Annotated in this window: 18 protein-coding genes; 3 read left to right on the top strand and 15 right to left on the bottom strand. The window is 62.2% G+C overall.

Annotation, left to right across the window (positions count from 1 at the left end):
- Positions 1–169 precede the first annotated feature (169 nt).
- The gene (locus tag C7435_RS03595; RefSeq protein WP_121210081.1) at positions 170–1,834 is read left to right on the top strand and encodes an AMP-binding protein; all 1,665 of its coding nucleotides are present in this window, start codon (positions 170–172) and stop codon (positions 1,832–1,834) included.
- A gap of 167 nt (positions 1,835–2,001) precedes the next feature.
- Here the strand turns inward: C7435_RS03595 and C7435_RS03590 are convergent, their stop codons facing one another.
- The 3 genes from C7435_RS03590 to C7435_RS03580 all read right to left on the bottom strand — a co-directional run bounded on the left by C7435_RS03590 (position 2,002) and on the right by C7435_RS03580 (position 4,646).
- Complete coding sequence (locus tag C7435_RS03590; protein ID WP_121210080.1) at positions 2,002–2,667, bottom strand: hypothetical protein; 666 nt, start codon at positions 2,665–2,667, stop codon at positions 2,002–2,004.
- 84 nt (positions 2,668–2,751) lie between these two features.
- Entirely contained in the window at positions 2,752–4,152 is a 1,401-nt protein-coding gene (lpdA, locus tag C7435_RS03585) for a dihydrolipoyl dehydrogenase (protein ID WP_121210079.1), read from the bottom strand.
- 122 nt (positions 4,153–4,274) lie between these two features.
- The gene (locus C7435_RS03580) at positions 4,275–4,646 is read right to left on the bottom strand and encodes a cupin domain-containing protein (RefSeq protein WP_075189935.1); all 372 of its coding nucleotides are present in this window, start codon (positions 4,644–4,646) and stop codon (positions 4,275–4,277) included.
- A 77-nt stretch (positions 4,647–4,723) separates the two neighbouring features.
- Between C7435_RS03580 and C7435_RS03575 the strand changes: the two genes are divergently transcribed.
- Together C7435_RS03575 and C7435_RS03570 are read left to right on the top strand one after the other, a co-directional pair.
- Complete coding sequence (locus tag C7435_RS03575) at positions 4,724–5,140, top strand: ACT domain-containing protein (RefSeq protein ID WP_121210078.1); 417 nt, start codon at positions 4,724–4,726, stop codon at positions 5,138–5,140.
- A 55-nt stretch (positions 5,141–5,195) separates the two neighbouring features.
- Positions 5,196–5,870: a 2OG-Fe(II) oxygenase gene (locus C7435_RS03570; protein WP_121210077.1), complete on the top strand. Its 675-nt coding sequence runs from the start codon at positions 5,196–5,198 to the stop codon at positions 5,868–5,870.
- Here C7435_RS03570 and C7435_RS03565 read toward each other — a convergent pair.
- The 12 genes from C7435_RS03565 to C7435_RS03510 form a co-directional block, all read right to left on the bottom strand.
- Positions 5,867–6,652, bottom strand: coding sequence for an acyl-CoA thioesterase (locus C7435_RS03565; protein WP_121210076.1), 786 nt, complete (start codon positions 6,650–6,652; stop codon positions 5,867–5,869). The genes C7435_RS03570 and C7435_RS03565 overlap by 4 nt on opposite strands.
- Before the next feature lie 267 nt (positions 6,653–6,919).
- A complete protein-coding gene (locus C7435_RS03560) occupies positions 6,920–8,266 on the bottom strand; it encodes a pyruvate dehydrogenase complex dihydrolipoamide acetyltransferase (RefSeq protein ID WP_121210075.1) in 1,347 nt (448 codons plus the stop codon).
- Positions 8,267–8,282: 16 nt separating this feature from the next.
- On the bottom strand, positions 8,283–8,702 hold the full coding sequence (locus C7435_RS03555; protein ID WP_121210388.1) for a GFA family protein: 420 nt from the start codon (positions 8,700–8,702) through the stop codon (positions 8,283–8,285).
- A gap of 4 nt (positions 8,703–8,706) precedes the next feature.
- The gene (locus tag C7435_RS03550; protein WP_121210074.1) at positions 8,707–10,107 is read right to left on the bottom strand and encodes a pyruvate dehydrogenase complex E1 component subunit beta; all 1,401 of its coding nucleotides are present in this window, start codon (positions 10,105–10,107) and stop codon (positions 8,707–8,709) included.
- Between the two features lie 53 nt (positions 10,108–10,160).
- Entirely contained in the window at positions 10,161–10,571 is a 411-nt protein-coding gene (locus C7435_RS03545) for a nuclear transport factor 2 family protein (RefSeq protein ID WP_199288353.1), read from the bottom strand.
- The gene (locus C7435_RS03540; protein WP_147422622.1) at positions 10,568–11,200 is read right to left on the bottom strand and encodes a hypothetical protein; all 633 of its coding nucleotides are present in this window, start codon (positions 11,198–11,200) and stop codon (positions 10,568–10,570) included. Before C7435_RS03540 ends, C7435_RS03545 begins: the two co-directional genes overlap by 4 nt.
- Positions 11,201–11,283: 83 nt before the next feature.
- Positions 11,284–12,324, bottom strand: coding sequence for a pyruvate dehydrogenase (acetyl-transferring) E1 component subunit alpha (gene pdhA / locus C7435_RS03535; protein ID WP_121210072.1), 1,041 nt, complete (start codon positions 12,322–12,324; stop codon positions 11,284–11,286).
- 137 nt (positions 12,325–12,461) lie between these two features.
- The gene (locus C7435_RS03530; RefSeq protein ID WP_170150331.1) at positions 12,462–12,767 is read right to left on the bottom strand and encodes an FtsB family cell division protein; all 306 of its coding nucleotides are present in this window, start codon (positions 12,765–12,767) and stop codon (positions 12,462–12,464) included.
- A gap of 327 nt (positions 12,768–13,094) precedes the next feature.
- A complete protein-coding gene (gene eno / locus C7435_RS03525) occupies positions 13,095–14,369 on the bottom strand; it encodes a phosphopyruvate hydratase (RefSeq protein WP_075189933.1) in 1,275 nt (424 codons plus the stop codon).
- A gap of 136 nt (positions 14,370–14,505) precedes the next feature.
- A complete protein-coding gene (locus C7435_RS03520) occupies positions 14,506–16,176 on the bottom strand; it encodes a formate--tetrahydrofolate ligase (RefSeq protein WP_121210070.1) in 1,671 nt (556 codons plus the stop codon).
- Positions 16,177–16,361: 185 nt separating this feature from the next.
- Entirely contained in the window at positions 16,362–16,544 is a 183-nt protein-coding gene (rpmF, locus tag C7435_RS03515) for a 50S ribosomal protein L32 (protein WP_075189795.1), read from the bottom strand.
- 133 nt (positions 16,545–16,677) lie between these two features.
- Positions 16,678–17,331, bottom strand: coding sequence for a head GIN domain-containing protein (locus C7435_RS03510; RefSeq protein ID WP_121210069.1), 654 nt, complete (start codon positions 17,329–17,331; stop codon positions 16,678–16,680).
- Positions 17,332–17,454: the final 123 nt, after the last annotated feature.

Genomic DNA, 17,454 nt, shown 5'->3' with positions numbered 1-17,454 from the left:
AACGATATCAACCAGTTTTTTCGTTTTTCGATAAATTATTTCCGTAAATCGCGATATTCATGACGGTGATGAATGTGAATCATTCCTCCCCCTTCCCTCTGCGTCAGCCAAGCGTAATATCTCCGGTCAAACGAGCGTCCGCGACAAGGGGCGCCGATGGGAGGATTACATGGCTGACACCACAGCCGCCGGAAACATTCCGGCTGACGCCGGCACGCCGGACCAGGGCGCGCCGGTCGGGGAAACCTTCAAGGGACCCGACTTCAACCTCAACCGGATCCGCAAATCGGTCTTTGCCGCCCTGCTTGATTCCAAACGCCGGTATGGCAGCAAAAAGCTGGCAGCTGTCGATGCCGACGGCCGCGAGCTGAGCTTCGGCGACCTGACCAAGGCCGTCTTCGCGCTCGGCCACGCGCTCAAGGGCGGAACCGAGCCGGGCGAAGCGGTCGGCGTCTTGCTGCCGACCGGCGTCGGCGCGATCATCTCCTTTTACGCGGTCTCGGCCTATGGCCGTGTCCCCGCCATGCTCAATTTCACGGCCGGTGAACGCGCCCTCAAGGCGGCCTGCCGAGCCTGCAAGGCCAAGCGCATTGTCACCGCGCGGCGCTTTATCGAACTGGGTGAGCTGCAGGAGCTGGAAGCGGCCCTGAAGGAAGATCATGAGCTGATCTATCTGGAAGATGTCCGCGAAAACCTCTCCACCCTGGACAAGCTGGCCGCCGCCATCGGCATGGTGGCGCCCTTCCTGGTGCGCGCCCATCCCGATCCGGACAGCCCGGCCGTCTATCTCTTCACCTCCGGCACCGAGGGCGATCCCAAGGGCGTGGTGCTCAGCCATGCCAACCTGCTCGCCAATGTCGAACAGGTCCGCGACCATATCCGCATCCTGCCGACTGATGTGTTGTTCAATCCGCTGCCGACCTTCCATTGTTTCGGACTGACCGGCGGCGTGCTGGTGCCGCTCGGCCTCGGCGTACCGGCGATCTGCCACCCGACCCCGCTCCAAGCCAAGACCATCGTCAAGCGCATCGCCGAGACCAAGGCGACCATATTGTTCGCCACCGATACTTTCATGAACCAATATGCCCGCGCCGCTGACGAGAACGATCTGTCGACGCTGCGTATGGCCGTGTGCGGTGCCGAACGGGTCAAGGATGAGACACGGTCGTCGTTGCGCCGACGCTTCAATCTGGAAATCGTCGAAGGCTATGGCCTGACCGAGGCGGCCCCCGTCTTCTCGGTCAACCAGCCGGACAATAACCGGCCCGGAACGGTCGGCCAGATCATGCCGGGGTGTGAAGCGCGGTTGATCCCGGTTCCCGGCATCAATGATGGCGGCCAGCTGCACATCAAGGGGCCGAACATCATGAAGGGCTATATCCGTCCGGACGCGCCGCTGGTGCTCGACGCACCGCTGGATGGCTGGCACGACACGGGCGATATCGTCTCCATCGACGAGGACGGTTTCATCTCGATCCGCGGTCGCGTGAAGCGCTTTGCCAAGCTGGGCGGGGAAATGGTCTCGCTGGCCGTGGTCGAAAATTGCGCCACCTCGCTGTGGCCCGACAATATGCACGCCGCTGCCGCCATTCCCGACAAGCGCAAGGGCGAACAGATCATCCTGCTGACCGATTACGACAAGGCCGACCGCGCCGATCTGGTGGCCTTTGCCCGCAATCACGGCATTTCCGATCTCGCCATTCCGCGCAAGATCATCAAGGTCAACTCGATCCCGGTGCTGGGAACCGGCAAGACCGACTACGGCTCCGTCCAAAAAACTGTTGAGGCGCTGATGGCGGAAGACGCGGTACCGGTCGTAGAGTCGGCGGAGTAGGCGTCACCGCGCGACTGGATGTCCTGGATGGGTCCGGAGCCCGACCGCCTTGCCGAAACAAGAGGGAGCTGGAACCGGCGGGTCGTCCTGATGGACAACCATGGCCGCCGGACCCCGGATTCTTTGTCCCGGCGCGCTTGTTGCGCCGGGATGGAGCGTGCAGGCGATCAGATATATTTGCAGCTGCGATCACCAAGGGCTTCAAAGCGGAAACCGTCACCGCTCGGGCGCTGGTTCGAAATGACCAGGAGGTCACCCTCGATCCGGGCATTGCTGCGGATCTCGACTTCCGCCGCGCAGATCATGCCACCTTGTTGCAGGCGTCCGGCGAGTTCGACCCGGCCATTGCCACGATCATTGTCGCGCCCGTGACCGCGGACCGCCACCGGGCCGGCAATGTCAGCGCGCAGGATCATGCGTCCGCCATCCATCTCCAGACCACCATCAACGCGTCCGGCCAATTCCATGCGGCCGGCGGCGATGACGAGATTGCCGTTGATGATGGCGTCGACATAACCGGTGCCGGCGTCGATCTCTGCGTCGCCAGCCACTGTGCCGGTGAAACGCACCCGACCGCCGGCAGCGATCAAATTGCCACCGACCCGGGCGTCCGAGCGCACAGTGGCACCGGCCAGGTCCAGATTACCGCCGACATCCCCGTCGGCGCCGACAAACATGCCGGAAAATTCGGCGTCGCCGGGCACGTCGACATTGCGTGAGGCGACCAGTCCGGCCGATTCAACGGAACGGTTGTCGCCTTGGCCCGACACTGAATAGGTGCAGGCCGACAGGACTGTGGCGGTGATCGCAGAAAGCAGAATTCGGGTCAGCATGACATCCTCGCAAGGCTCTGGTTTGACCCTTGGATGCACGACGCGTCCGCAATGGATGCACGACCTTGATGAATTTTGTCAGCCCTAGAAGTGCAAGGCCCGGCCATAGGCGTCGAGCACGCTCTCATGCATCATTTCCGACAGGGTCGGGTGCGGGAAGACCGTGTGCATGAGTTCCGCTTCCGTAGTCTCGAGCTGGCGCCCGATCACATAGCCCTGGATCAATTCCGTGACTTCCGATCCAACCATGTGGGCGCCCAGAAGTTCGCCCGTCTTGGCATCAAACACGGTTTTCACGAGACCCTGATCGTCACCGAGCGCGATCGCCTTGCCATTGCCGACAAAGGGGAAGCGGCCGACCTTGACCTCATGCCCGGCCTCCTTGGCCTTGGCTTCAGTCAGACCGACCGAGGCAATCTGGGGGTGGCAATAGGTGCAGCCCGGAATATTGGACGTCTCAAAGGGATGGACTTTCTCGCCAGCGATCTTTTCGACACAGACCACTGCCTCATGGCTCGCCTTGTGGGCCAGCCAGGGCGGTCCCGCGACATCACCAACGGCGTAGAGACCCTTCACATTGGTGCGCCCGAAACCGTCATTGACGACATGACCGCGATCAATCTTCACGCCCAGCGCTTCCAATCCGAGGTTTTCGATATTGGCGGCGATACCGACCGCCATGATGACTTTCTCGACTTCCACGATCTCGACCTTGCCCTTGGCGTCCTTGACGTGGACCTTCACGGTCTTGGCCGTCTTCTCCAGCTTTTCGACCTGGGCCGAGACCATCAGTTTGAGTCCCTGCTTCTTGAAGCTCTTGGCGGCGAAGGCAGAGATTTCCTCATCCTCGACCGGCAGGACCCGGTCCATCATCTCGACGACGGTCACATCGGCGCCCATCGTGTTGTAGAAGCTGGCAAATTCGATCCCGATCGCACCCGAGCCGATGACCAGCAGGGATTTCGGCATGGTGTCCGGCACCATGGCTTCGCGATAGCTCCAGATCTTGTCGCCGTCGGGCTCAAGCCCCGCTTGGGGAATGGTGCGGGCGCGGGCACCGGTTGCAAGGATGACGTGTTTGGCAGTGTATGTGTCCTTGTCGACGATGACGGTCGGCGCATCGCCACCCTTTTTGAGCGTGGCTGTCCCCTTGATCACCGTGATCTTGTGCTTTTTCATCAGCCCGCCAATACCGCCGGTCAGGCGCGACGAGACCTTGCGGGAGCGCTGAACGATGGCCTGGATGTCAAAGCCGACCTTGTCCGCCGACAGGCCGAAATCCGCGGCATGTTGCATGAGATGATAAACTTCCGCCGATCGCAGCAGCGCCTTGGTCGGGATACAGCCCCAGTTCAGGCAAATGCCACCGAGTTCGTCGCGTTCGACCACGGCCGTCTTGAAGCCCAGCTGGGCGGCCCGGATCGCGGCCACATAGCCGCCCGGCCCACCACCAATCACGATCACGTCGAAAGCGCCTGAGCTCATGGTCTGCCTCTTTATTTCGCTAGCGAACCAATTATGGTTCCGTTATCAGCGAGATACCAGCCAGCGCCCCCCGGATCAATCCGCGACGTCGATCACCACAACAAGACTCGTCATCCGCGCACTCAGATATCGACCACGGTCTGGGTCAGATCACTGTCCGGATTATCGCCGGTATTGGTGACGCCGGCCTTCTCGATCAGCAGGATGTGCACGGTTTCGGTCTGGGTGACCGGACGGTGGCGTACGCCCTTGGGGATCACGCACAGCTCACCGGGCCCGAGGATGACGGCATCCTGCCCCTCGATCTCGATCCGCAGAACACCCTGGGTCACAAGGAAAAGCTCGTCTTCATCCGTGTGCGAATGCCAATCGAAGGAACCGGCGCCCTTGGCCAGTTTCAGCTCGTAATTGTCGAGGGTGGCAATCCGCTTGGGCGACCAGACCTCTTCGAACAGGCTGTGTTTTTGAACCAGCGAGATCGTTTCGACCGTCATGACATCCTCCCGCGCATCGCGACTCACGTATCACTATCGCTGTGCAACGACATTACCCGTTGGGAGGAACAAGCCAAATGACCGGTATCAGCGATCTGGGAACCCTGTTGGCCGGTCTGCGTCCGGAACCTGATCCAACCCGCTATGGCTTCGTCACCGCTGAACGAGTGCTACTTGCGCCGTATGCCGACACGGCCCTGATGATATTCCACGAGCGCGAAGGCACGACGCTGATCCTGCCCTGGCACGAGGCCGTGGCGGCGGACCTCGAGCCTGTCTTCCCCTGCCGCCGCATCACCCTGGCCATCCACTCCTCGCTCGAGGCGGTCGGCTTCATGGCCCATGTCGCCGCCGCCCTCGCCGCCGAAGGCATCGGCTGCAATCCGGTTGCCGGCTATTTCCACGACCATGTCTTTGTGCCCGAGGACCGCCTCGGCGATGCGTTGGCAGCGCTGAAGGCCTTGGCGCGGGCCAATGGTCGCGAATTTGATTGACGCCTTGACAGGCCAAGCCTAAGAGCGCCCTCCTCTTGTGGATGGATGCGCGCATTTGAGCCTGCTGCCTGCCGGTCTGACCGGCCTGCCTGCCTTCGACATCGACATGCTGTGCGACGCCCTCGCCGGACCCGGCTTTGCGGCCGTCCGCCTGACCGACACAGCGATGTTGTCAGCCCTGCGCCAGGAGGCCGAAGCCCTGTGGCAGGAAGACGCGCTCACTCCGGCCGGCATCGGCCGCGCCGAGGATCATGAGCTGATCGCCGGCATCCGCCGCGACAAGACGAAATGGCTCGACGGGTCGACGCCCGGACAGATCGCCTATCTGGCGTTCGCCGAAGCGCTTCGCCGCGAGGTCAATGCCCGGCTCATGCTCGGCCTGTTTGCCTTCGAGGCACATTTCGCCGTTTACGAGGCCGGTGCCTTCTACAAACGCCATGTCGACAGTTTCCGCGGCGCCCGCAACCGCGTCCTCTCGACCGTGCTCTATCTCAATCCGGACTGGCGCGAGGGCGATGGCGGGCATTTGCGCATATATGGCGAGGATGATCAGGTGCTGACCGAGCTGCGCCCGGAATTCGGCACGCTGGCAGTCTTCCTGTCCGAGGAAATTCCCCACGAAGTGACGGTCTCGCACCGCGAGCGCTTTTCGATTGCCGGCTGGCATCGCTGCAATGATCGTGGACTGGTGCCAGCACTGCAGGTGAAAGCACTGCCGATCGCGCCTTAAGCCAACGACCGGGCAGGCGTTGGCTTGCCGTCTGTGTCGAGCGCGACCATGACATAGTCCGCCTCACCAACCTTGCGGCGTTCGCCGGTCATCAAGTCTTCAGCTTCCGCCAGCACCGCGACCGTCATCGAGGTCCGTCCGACCGAGGCGATGGTCGCGATCACGTCGAGCAATTCACCTTCGCGCGTCGGCGCAATGAAATCGATCTTGTCCGACGCCGCCATGCCGACATCGCTGCGGGTGTGCCGCGAAGCGGCGATATAGGCCGCCTTGCCCATCAGCGACATGGCATTGCCGCCAAATAATTGGCCCAAGTGATTGGTGTCACCGGGGAAAACCAGTTGCAGCGTGCGGGCATAGCCCGGCGGGCTGGGCGCGAATTCCGGCTTGGCGTCGGGCGATGGCGGCAGTCGGTCCGGATTGGTCTTGCGGTCGGCAGCGACCATGGTGAAGGCCCCGCGTGTGCAGACATGACGGGCACCGGTGATCAGGTTTTCCGCCGCCAGCTCGACATCGACGATCAATGACGTGCGCCCGACCATGCGGACCTGTCCGGTCAGCTCGATCAGATCACCCAGCAGCGCCGGCGCCACGAAATCGAGCTTGTCGCAGGAGGCCGTCACGAAGGGGCGACGGGCATGACGCGCCGCGACCAGGAAGGCGATCTTGTCCATCTCCGCCATCGCCGCACCGCCGAAATAGCTGCCCTGGTGATTGGTCTGGTGCGGGAAGACGAGATCGGTGTGGCGGATCTCGGCGAGATGGCGGGGCTGGGTGGTCATGGGGATGGTCTCACTGTGTCGGAGATCGTAGGGGGTCGGCGCTTGCGCACAACCGCCCATTGATCGCTTGCCGAGACGACGCCTCAGCGTGTTTCTTCAGTCAAGGGGCATGCCCGCAGCGCGGCGCCTTCGGCGCCCTTGACTGAAGAAACACGCTGAGGCCCGCTGGCTGACAAGAGAACAATGTCTCCAACCGCGCAGAGCGCCGGTCTGATACGGGCCCGACTGGAACCGGCCGAGGCCGTTCATACCGCACCTACATCAGCCCTACATCAACATCGTCATCGGGTCTTCGACATAGGTCTTGAAGGCCTGCAGCCACTTCGCACCTGTCGCACCGTCAACGACGCGGTGGTCGCAGGTCAGTGTCACCGTCATCACCATGGCGATGGCCAGGGCGCCGTCCTTGACCACCGGGCGCTGTTCACCGGCGCCGACCGACAGGATCATGCCCTGGGGCGGATTGATGATGGAGGCGAAGCTGTCGATGCCGAACATGCCGAGATTGGACAGCGAGAAAGTGCCGCCCTGGAACTCTTCCGGCTTCAGCTTGCGATCCCGGGCGCGTGCAGCGAGGTCCTTGGACTGGCGCGAAATCTCGACCAGGCCCTTCTGATCCGCATCGGTGATGATCGGGGTGATCAGCCCGCCTTCAATGGCCACGGCCATGGAGACGTCGGCATGCTTGTGCCGCGCGATCATCCCGCCCTCGATCCAGGACGAATTGGCCGCCGGGACCTTCTTCAGCGCCAGGCCGGAGGCCTTTATCAGGATGTCATTGACCGAGACCTTGTCGCCATCCTTCTCGGCGGCGGCATTCACGCGCTTGCGGAAATCCATCAGCGCATCGATGCGGCAATCCACAGTCAGCGGGAAATGCGGGATGTCGCGGAAGCTTTCGGACAGGCGTTTAGCGGAAATCTTGGTGATCCCGTCGGCTTTTTCCAGCTCATAGCGGTCGCGGGCGATGCCATAGGCCTTGAGCGGGTCTTCCATATCGACGGGCTTGGCCGCGGGAGCCTCGGAAGCCGACGGAGCCTCGGAAGCCGACGGAGCCGCGGCTTGCGACGGCTGGGCGTTCTCGACATCGCGCTTGACGATCCGGCCATAGGGGCCGGATCCGTCGATGGTTTTGAGATCCAGACCCTTGTCGGCGGCGATGCGCTTGGCCAGCGGGCTGGCCTTGATGCGGTCGCTCGTTTCTTTTTCGCCCCCGCTTGCGGGGGAGATGCCGGGCTTGCCGGCAGAGGGGGCCGAAGCCGCAGGCTTCGGTTTGGCAGCCTCTTCGCTCGCTTTGCTCGCGCCGCCTTCGTCTCCGCCTGCGGCGGAGCCACTTCCCCCACCTTCGGCGGGGGCAGAAATCTCGGTCTCACCCTCTTCGAGAAGGATGGCGATCACGGCATTGACCTTGACGCCCTCAGTGCCGTCCTCGACCAGGATCTTGCCGACCGTGCCTTCATCGACGGCTTCGACTTCCATCGTCGCCTTGTCGGTCTCGATCTCGGCCAGGACCATGCCGCTTTCCACGACATCGCCTTCCTTGACGTGCCATCTGGCGAGCGTGCCCTCTTCCATGGTGGGCGACAGGGCGGGCATCAGGATTTCAATCGACATGGTTTCAGTCCTCGCCTCAGGCGTCATTGGCGCCCGGTTGGGCCAGTTCGGGGTTGATCTTGGAGACGTTCTTTTCCCAGTTCGCGCCGTCGAATTCCTCGAAGCGCAGCTGGAGGTCGGCATCGGCGTCGAGCGCGCGCAGATTGACGCTCCAGCCATCGGGATGCGAACGCGGGACGTAGAAGCTCTTCACGCCGCATTTCGAGCAGAACAGGTGCTTGGCCTCATGCGTGCCGAATGTGTAGGTCGTCAGGCTCTCCGCGCCGCGTTCGATCTTGAAATCGTCTTTTTCGACAATGAGATGAATAAAGCCGGTCTTTGCGCAGATCGAGCAATTGCACGACAGGGCGACGACACTGTCCGGCAGGTTCACGGCAAAGCCGACCTCACCGCAATGACACTCGCCGTGGCGCCAGGATTTTTGCGGAGATGCCATCATCCTACTCCGCGTAGCAGACGGCCCTCGCCGCCTTCACGATATCGTCCACGCCCGGCAAGGACAGCTTTTCCAGATTGCCGGCATAGGGCAGCGGGACGTCTTCCTGGTGGACGCGAGCGGGCGGGGCGTCAAGATAGTCGAAGGCCTCGGCGGTGACGACGGCAGCGATCTCGGCACCGACACCCATGCGGCCCCAGCCCTCTTCGGCGCAAACGATGCGATTGGTTTTCCTGACCGAGTCCACAATCGTGTCGGTGTCGAGCGGGCGCAGCGAGCGCAGGTCGATTACCTCGGCGGAGATACCGTCTTCGGCGAGGATTTCGGCGGCCTTGAGGGCATAGCCGACCATGCGGCTATGCGCCGTGATGGTGACGTCCGTGCCGGACCGGCGGATTTTGGCCTTGCCGATCGGCAGGACCCAGTCCTCCATCTCCGGCACGTCAAAGCTCTCGCCATAGATCAGCTCGTGCTCGAGGAAGACGACCGGGTTCGGGTCGCGGATGGCGGCTTTCAGGAGGCCCTTGGCGTCGGCAGCGTCATAGGGCGCGACGACTTTGAGGCCCGGCACATTGGCATACCAAGAGGAATAGTCATGGCTGTGCTGCGCGCCGACGCGGCTGGCGGCACCATTGGGTCCGCGGAAGACGATCGGGCAGCCCATCTGGCCGCCGGACATATAGAGCGTCTTGGCGGCCGAGTTGATGATGTGGTCGATCGCCTGCATGGCGAAGTTGAAGGTCATGAACTCGACGACCGGCTTGAGCCCGTTGAAGGCCGCACCGACACCCAGGCCGGCAAAGCCGTGCTCGGTGATCGGCGTGTCGACGACGCGCTTGGGTCCAAACTCGTCCAGAAGGCCGCGCGTGACCTTGTAAGCGCCCTGATATTCGGCGACTTCCTCACCCATCACGAAGACGGTGTCATCGCGGCGCATCTCCTCGGCCATCGCATCGCGCAGGGCGTCGCGGACCGTGGTGGAGACCATGTTCGTGCCCTCGGGCACTTCAGGATCGCTAGCGTCCGGGCGGCTGTAATCGATGACCTCCGGCTTGGCGTCGGCCTCGTCGTCGTTTTCGGCGTCATCGGAGCCATTATCGGCCGGCGCCTCATCCTTGGCTTCGGCTTTGGCCTTCGGCGCCTCAACCGCGCTGGCATCCTCACCGTCCTCGGCCAGGATGGCGATCGGGGAATTGACCTTCACATTCTCGGTGCCTTCGGCAACGAGGAGTTTGGCGACGACGCCCTCCTCGACCGCTTCGACTTCCATCGTCGCCTTGTCGGTTTCGATCTCGGCAATCACGTCACCGCTCTCGACGGTGTCGCCTTCCTTGATATTCCACTTGGCGAGCGTGCCCTCTTCCATCGTCGGGGAAAGGGCCGGCATAAGGATTTCAATCGACATGGCTCTACCTGTCCTGTGTCAAATCTTGCAGTGCGCCGGAGACCGGCGCGGCATCAACCGTTGGCGGCTTCGGGTTTGTAGCGCAGCGCGTGCTCGCGCATCTTTCCGGCAAACTCCATCAGCGTGTTCATCGGCCGGATCAGCACTTCGATGCGGGCCATCTGGCCCTCATCATTGAGGGTGATCTTGTCGATACCGACCAGACCCTTGCCCTCCACCGTGCCGGTGAATTCGAGCAGGAGCTCATTGCCGTTCACCCATTCCTGGCGATAGTCGAAGCCTTCAACCACCGTGATCACACCCATCAGGATGTGCAGCAGGTAATGCTTGTCCGCTGACGGCTTCCACACCACCGGCGAATGCAGTTCGCAGCCCTCGGCAATGATCGAGGACAGGCGCGCCGCATCGCGCTCACGCACGGCCTGGTGCCAATTGTCGAGGAAGTGTTTCACTTGCGGGGTCATTCCGACGGCTCCTGACTTGTGTCATCGCAGATCAATCGAGACCGAAGATCGTCAATCCGTTCCCGGGTCGAAGGGCCCGGCGCTTCATATCCGTCTTGGCCGCCGGTCCAGGCATCCAAAACCTCGACCAGTCTCTGACACCGCACATCGTCCTGGATTATTTCTTTTTCAACACCAAGCAAATAAATCAAGGCGTTGTAGCGACCGTTCGCTGCATCCTCGTGTGATGTTGCACCGGAAATCGCTAGGATCGCGTTGTCGGCTGCCGTGGGATCCTGAGCGAAGCGGTCGAGCAAGGATTCGGTCGCGGCAATCCGCTCAGCGCTCTCACCGGCCCCGATCGAACGAAAGAGCGTTTGCTGGTAACGCGCCGCATCCTGCGACACCAATGTTACCGTCCGGGTTGGAACAGACGCCCCCGGAGCTCGCTCCGTCGCCCCGCCGGACTCTTCACCAAGGATGACACGGCACTGATTGTTGAAATCCGTGTAGAAATCGGCTCGCAGCCGATAAATCCGGGACTCATGCAGGAAGCGGATATTGCGGCATGACGCTGCCGGGTCATCATCAATCATCGTCAGGATGAGTTCATGCCGATGTTCTTGATGCGACTGATAGACCGCAGCCACCGCAGCGAGACCACCCGACACGGTCGCGACGATAATGGCAGCGGGTATACCCAACAGCGAATGACTTGTTGCCGCCATACCGGTCAGACCTCCACCAACACATCCGTGTAGAGCTCACTCGGATCCGGCTCGGGGCTGTCCTTGGCGAATTGGGCGGCCTCGTTGACGATGGCTTTCACGTCCTTGTCGAGCGCCTTGAGCTCGTCTTCGGTCGCGTGCTTGCCCTCGATCAGGCGTTTCTTGATCAGGTCGATCGGGTCGTGGTGCGAGCGGATATCGTCGACTTCCTCGCGGGTACGGTATTTGGCCGGATCGGACATGGAGTGGCCGCGATAGCGGTAGGTCTTCATTTCGAGAATGTAGGGGCCATTGCCCTCGCGGGCGTGTTTGACGGCTTTCTCTGCGGCGCGCTTGACCGCCTCGACATCCATGCCATCGACTTCCTCACCGGGAATGCCGAAGGAGATGCCACGCTTGTGCAGCGCCGTTTCCGAGGAGGCGCGCTTGACCGAGGTGCCCATGGCGTACTGGTTGTTCTCGATCACATAAATGACCGGCAGATTCCACAGCTTGGCCATGTTGAAGCTTTCATAGACTTGGCCCTGATTGGCCGCGCCGTCGCCGAAATAGGCGACCGAGAGCTTGCCATTGCCCTTGTACCAGTCGGCAAAGCCCAGACCGGTGCCGAGTGCCACCTGCGCGCCGACAATGCCGTGCCCGCCATAGAATTGCTTCTCGCGCGAGAACATGTGCATCGAGCCGCCCTTGCCGCGCGAATAGCCGCCCTCGCGACCGGTCAGCTCGGCCATGACACCCTTGGGGTCCATGCCGCAGGCCAGCATGTGGGCGTGGTCGCGATAGCCGGTGATCACCTGGTCGCCCTCTTCGAGCGCCGCCTGGATCCCGGTCACCACGGCTTCCTGGCCGATATAGAGGTGACAGAAGCCGGCGATCAGGCCCATGCCATAGAGCTGGCCCGCCTTTTCCTCGAAACGGCGCATCATCAGCATCTCGCGATAATACTGAAGCAGCTCGTCTTTTCCGGCCGTTCCCGGCGCGACTGTCTTGGTCGTTTTGGCGGCCGGCTTGGATACGGCGGTCTTGCTGGTACGCTTGCTGGTCATTAATTCGCACGCGAAATATATTGTTCGCGCTCCCATCTGACGTCTATCGCCGCATAGCAGATGACGCACCGCACGGGCAAGCGCGAAGCAGTAATTCACTCAAATGGGGAATGGGCAGACTGTATGGAAGGCGTATCTCAGCGACGGTCTTCGCTGTCGATCTCGACGATGAATTCACGCGGATGGGCGACATTGAGAATGTCGCGGGCCCGCTCTTCGACGTAGTCGAGATCAAGGCTGTCAGAGCGCAGACGCGCCGCCGTGACTTCCAGCGCCTGCCGTTCGGCCTGGGCCAGGGCAAGCTCGGCTTCGGCTTCGCTGATCTCGTTTTTCACGACAATCCAGTTCAGCACGCCCTGCTCGCCCGTCAGCGCGTGATAGCCGAAATAGGCGATCGCGACGGTGAGCAATGCTGTCGTGGAAAAGCGCTTGATCGCGTCCAAAACCCGTACACCCTTGTTGAGACCGGCGCTGATACACCGTGTTCTTCTGCAAGGGTGATTCAACACGATCACACTTTAGGAGTCGTGAATCACGGATTCAGGACTGGGTAAGGGATTGGGCTGGAATGGGGCTGAGAGTTTCTGGATTCTCCCCCCACCAATCCTAATCCAATCGTCATCCCACGGTCGGCGCGAAGCGGTGATCCGGGGGACCTAAGCCAATACGCCAGTCCACCTCGCTCCGATGTCTAGCAGGCGAGCAAAGGTCCCCCGGACAAGCCGGGGGATGACGGAAGTTGATGCCGTTTGAAAAGTGCCGCTGACTACCTAACTCGCCAGGCCCGACGCGCCGGCATACATCCCGGTCTCGCCCAGCATGCTTTCGATCCGCAGCAGCTGGTTGTACTTGGCAGTGCGATCCGAGCGGGCCAGCGAACCGGTCTTGATCTGTCCGCAATTGGTGGCGACGGCAAGGTCGGCAATCGTCGCGTCCTCGGTCTCGCCGGAGCGGTGGCTCATCACCGCGCCATAGCCCGAGCGCAGCGCCATGTCGACGGCGTCGAGGGTTTCCGACAGCGTGCCGATCTGGTTGACCTTGACGAGGATCGCGTTGGCGGCCCCGGTCTCAATGCCCTGGGCCAGGCGTTCCGGATTGGTGACGAAGAGATCATCGCCGACCAGCTGGCATTTGCCATCCAGACGCTCGGTCAGAGCACGCCATCCGTCCCAGTCATCCTCGGCCATGCCATCCTCGATCGAGACGATCGGGTATTTATTTACCAGCTTTTCCAGATATTTGGCAAAGCCGGCGGCGTCATGGCTCTCGTCGGCGCCTTCCAGCACGTATTGGCCATTCTTGTAGAATTCAGTTGAGGCGACATCGAGGGCCAGGGCGACATCCTCGCCCGGCTTGTAGCCGGCCGCCTCGATGGCATCCATGATCACGTCGAGCGCCTGTTCGGCGGAGGTCAGGTGCGGCGCGAAACCACCCTCATCGCCGACATTGGTGTTGAGGCCATCAGCCTTCAGGCGCGATTTGAGGGCATGGAAGACTTCAGCGCCGCAACGCAGGGCTTCGGAGAAGCTGGGCAGACCGACCGGCATGATCATGAATTCCTGGAAGTCGATCGGATTGTCGGCATGGGCGCCGCCATTGATGATATTCATCATCGGGGTCGGCAGGACGCGGGCATTCATGCCGCCAATATAGCGGTAAAGCGGCAGGCCCTGGACGTCGGCGGCGGCGTGCGCGGTCGCCAGCGACACGCCGAGCATCGCATTGGCGCCGAGGCGGGCCTTGTTGGCGGTGCCATCAAGCTCGATCATCGCCTCGTCGATACGGCGCTGGTCTTCGGCATCCATGCCGGCAATGGCCTCGAAAATCTCGCCCTCGACCAGGTCGCAGGCTTTCAGGACACCCTTGCCGCCATAGCGTTCACCGCCATCACGCATCTCGACCGCTTCGTGGGCGCCGGTCGAGGCCCCCGACGGCACCGCGGCGCGGCCGAAGGAGCCGTCTTCCAGCAGCACGTCGACTTCCACGGTCGGATTGCCCCGGCTGTCGAGGATTTCGCGGGCAATAATGTCGGTGATGGCGGTCATGAGACTCTCTTCGGGATAAAGGCGCGTTGGGCGCTTCATAACCAAGGCTGGCCGGGACGCAAGCCCGAGCATGCCGGCAATGCGCCGTGTTACCGCGAACAGATGAAATAAGTGCGGTGAATAGCGGGTTTATTGGCTAGAACAGCCCCTCGACCTCCCCGGCTTTGTTGAGATGGATATCCAGCGCCGCCGGTTTCCGCGGCAAACCCGGCATGGTCATGATCGCGCCGCAGACAGCGACCACGAAACCGGCCCCGGCCGACAGGCGGACTTCGCGGACATGGAGTTCATGGCCCTCCGGCGCGCCGATCAGGCTCGGATCAGCAGAAAACGAGTATTGCGTCTTGGCCATGCAGACCGGCAATTGCCCGTAGCCCGCCTCCTGCCAACGCTCCAATTGCTGGCGTGCTGAGCGTTCATAGACGACCGAGCCGGCACGGTAGATCGAGGTGGCGATTATCTCGATCTTGTCGGCCAGGGTGAGGTCATTGCCATAGAGCGGCGCAAAACGGCTTGTTCCGCCCTCCACAAGGGCGCTGACGGCCTCGGCCAGTTTTTCCGCGCCCTGCCCGCCCTCGGCCCAGTGAGTCGCCAGTACGGCCTTGACGCCCCGCGCTTCGCAATAGGACTGGACCGCGGCGATTTCGGCTTCGCTGTCGGCGATGAAATGATTGATCGCGACGACGACCGGCACCCCGAACTTGGCCATGTTTTCGATATGACGGCCGAGATTGGCGCAGCCGGCCTCGACGGCGGCGACATTCTCTCCGCCCAGTTGATCCTTCGGAATCCCGCCATTCATCTTCAGCGCCCGGATCGTGGCGACCAGGACGGCGGCAGACGGCTCGAGGCCACCCTTGCGGCATTTGATGTCGAAGAATTTCTCGGCCCCCAGATCGGCCCCGAAGCCGGCCTCGGTGACGACATAATCGGCCAGGCGCAGGGCCGTGTCAGTGGCGACCAGCGTATTGCAGCCATGGGCGATATTGGCGAAGGGGCCGCCATGGATGAAGGTCGGCGTGTGTTCCAGCGTCTGCACGAGATTGGGTTGGAAAGCGTCCTTCAAGAGCACCGTCATTGCACCGGCCGCTCCGATATCAGCGGCCGTCACGCGCGAACGGTCAGCGCGCTCACCAACCACGATCTTGCCGAGCCGGTCCTCAAGGTCCGCCAGATCGCGGGCCAGGCACAGGATTGCCATGACTTCGGAGGCCACCGTGATGTCGAACCCGGCCTCGCGCGGCGTGCCATGGGCCGCGCCGCCCAGCCCGGTGACCAGATTGCGCAGGGAGCGGTCATTCATGTCCATCACCCGGCGAAAGGCGATGCGGCGGGTGTCGAGTTGTTGCTCATTGCCCCAATGGACATGATTGTCGACCAGCGCGGCGAGCAGGTTATGGGCCGAGGTGATGGCGTGGAAATCGCCGGTGAAATGGAGATTGATATCCTCCATCGGCACCACCTGTGCCATGCCACCACCGGCCGCCCCGCCCTTCATGCCAAAACACGGACCCAGGGAGGGCTCGCGCAGGCAGATGGCGACCTTCTTGCCGATCCGGGCGAGACCATCGCCCAACCCGACCGTGGTCGTGGTCTTGCCCTCACCCGCCGGAGTCGGACTGATTGCAGTGACGAGAATCAGCTTGCCGCGGGGGCGATCCTTGAGCGTGGCAATGTACTCGCCCGAAAGCTTGGCCTTGGAACGGCCAAAGGGAATGATGGCCTCATCGGGTATCCCCAGCCCCGCCGCGATATCGGCCATGGGCTTGAGCGTCGCCGCGCGGGCGATTTCGATATCGCTGGTCATGTCATCCCCTGTCCGTACGAGGCCGCCAGTTTGGGCAAGTTGCAGCCTTGTGCAAGCGGCGGGAGAAAACACCCAGAATTCCGCGCAAAAGGACAGAACACGCAAAGAAAAACGCGCCTGGCATTGGCCTGGCGCGTTTTTTTGTCAGCCATGTTGACCGGGCAATCCGGTCAGCCGGAAACGACTCAGTCGTCCTTCGGCTCGAGGATCTGGCGACCGCGATACATGCCCGACTTCAGGTCGACATGGTGCGGACGGCGCAGCTCGCCGCTGTCCTTGTCTTCAATGTAGACCGGGGCAGCCAGCTTGTCGTGGGCCCGGCGCATGCCGCGTTTGCTCGGCGTCGTTTTTCTTTTAGGGACGGCCATTGAGCCTCTCCAGCGCTATGAATCAGTGGTCGGGACAGCTTTCACCATCCGTTCGAGCCGCGCCGTATACAGGCTTAATCGACCCGGTGCAAGCATGGCGCGCGGCCTGTTGCAGGCCGCGCTGCTGCTTTGCCTAACCGCCGCTGGACAGGCTGACCGATCCGCCCATCGTGCTTCTGGAATGGCGCGCCGGCGGATTGCCGTGAATACGCACCGAAGCGCCCATGCTGGCCGAGGCGTCAGCGGCCTCGGTGGCATGCGCAGAGACCGAGGCTCCGGTCGAGGCATCAACCTCCACCCGGGCGCAAACCAGATCGCTGGCGCGCAGGGAGGTGCCGGTCGAGGCATCGATCTCAAGCGATCCGCACGTACCTGACAGGCGCACGGACGAGCCGGTGGCGACATCGACTTCAAGGTCCGCACTGTCAATCCCGGTCACCTCGGCACTGATACCGCGGCCGAAGGCCAGTTCGCTGATCGCAGGCAGGGTGACCTGTACCACCACATCGAGGCTGTGGCGCCGCGAGAACAAGCCGCTGTGCTGATCGATCTCAAGACGGTGGCCATCGACCTCGGTGTCGATCCGGTCGAAATCATCGGCATCGCCAATCAGCTCAACCGAAAACCCCTCGCCCTGCACGACAACCAGCTCGAACCCGCCATTGGCATCGATGGAATCGAACCCGGTGAGATTGCGGCTCTCATTGTCCTGGGCAAAGCCCGGTGCGGTGAGTGCGGCAGCCGCCAGAGCGGCGCCAGCGAGGGCGGTGAAACGATAACGATGCATGGCAGTCTCCTTGATCCCGTGGCCGCATGATAACGGCTTTGCCCGTTGGATGCCCGTGACAATGGGTTTAGATGCGCAAGACCTGAAAAAAATTCAGCCACCGGTCGCTCGTGGGCGACCGGT

The sequence above is a fragment of the Maricaulis maris genome (assembly GCF_003634045.1).
GTDB lineage: Bacteria > Pseudomonadota > Alphaproteobacteria > Caulobacterales > Maricaulaceae > Maricaulis > Maricaulis maris.
Note: the sequence above shows the minus strand (reverse complement) of the source record. Positions and strands in the feature narration are given on the sequence as shown.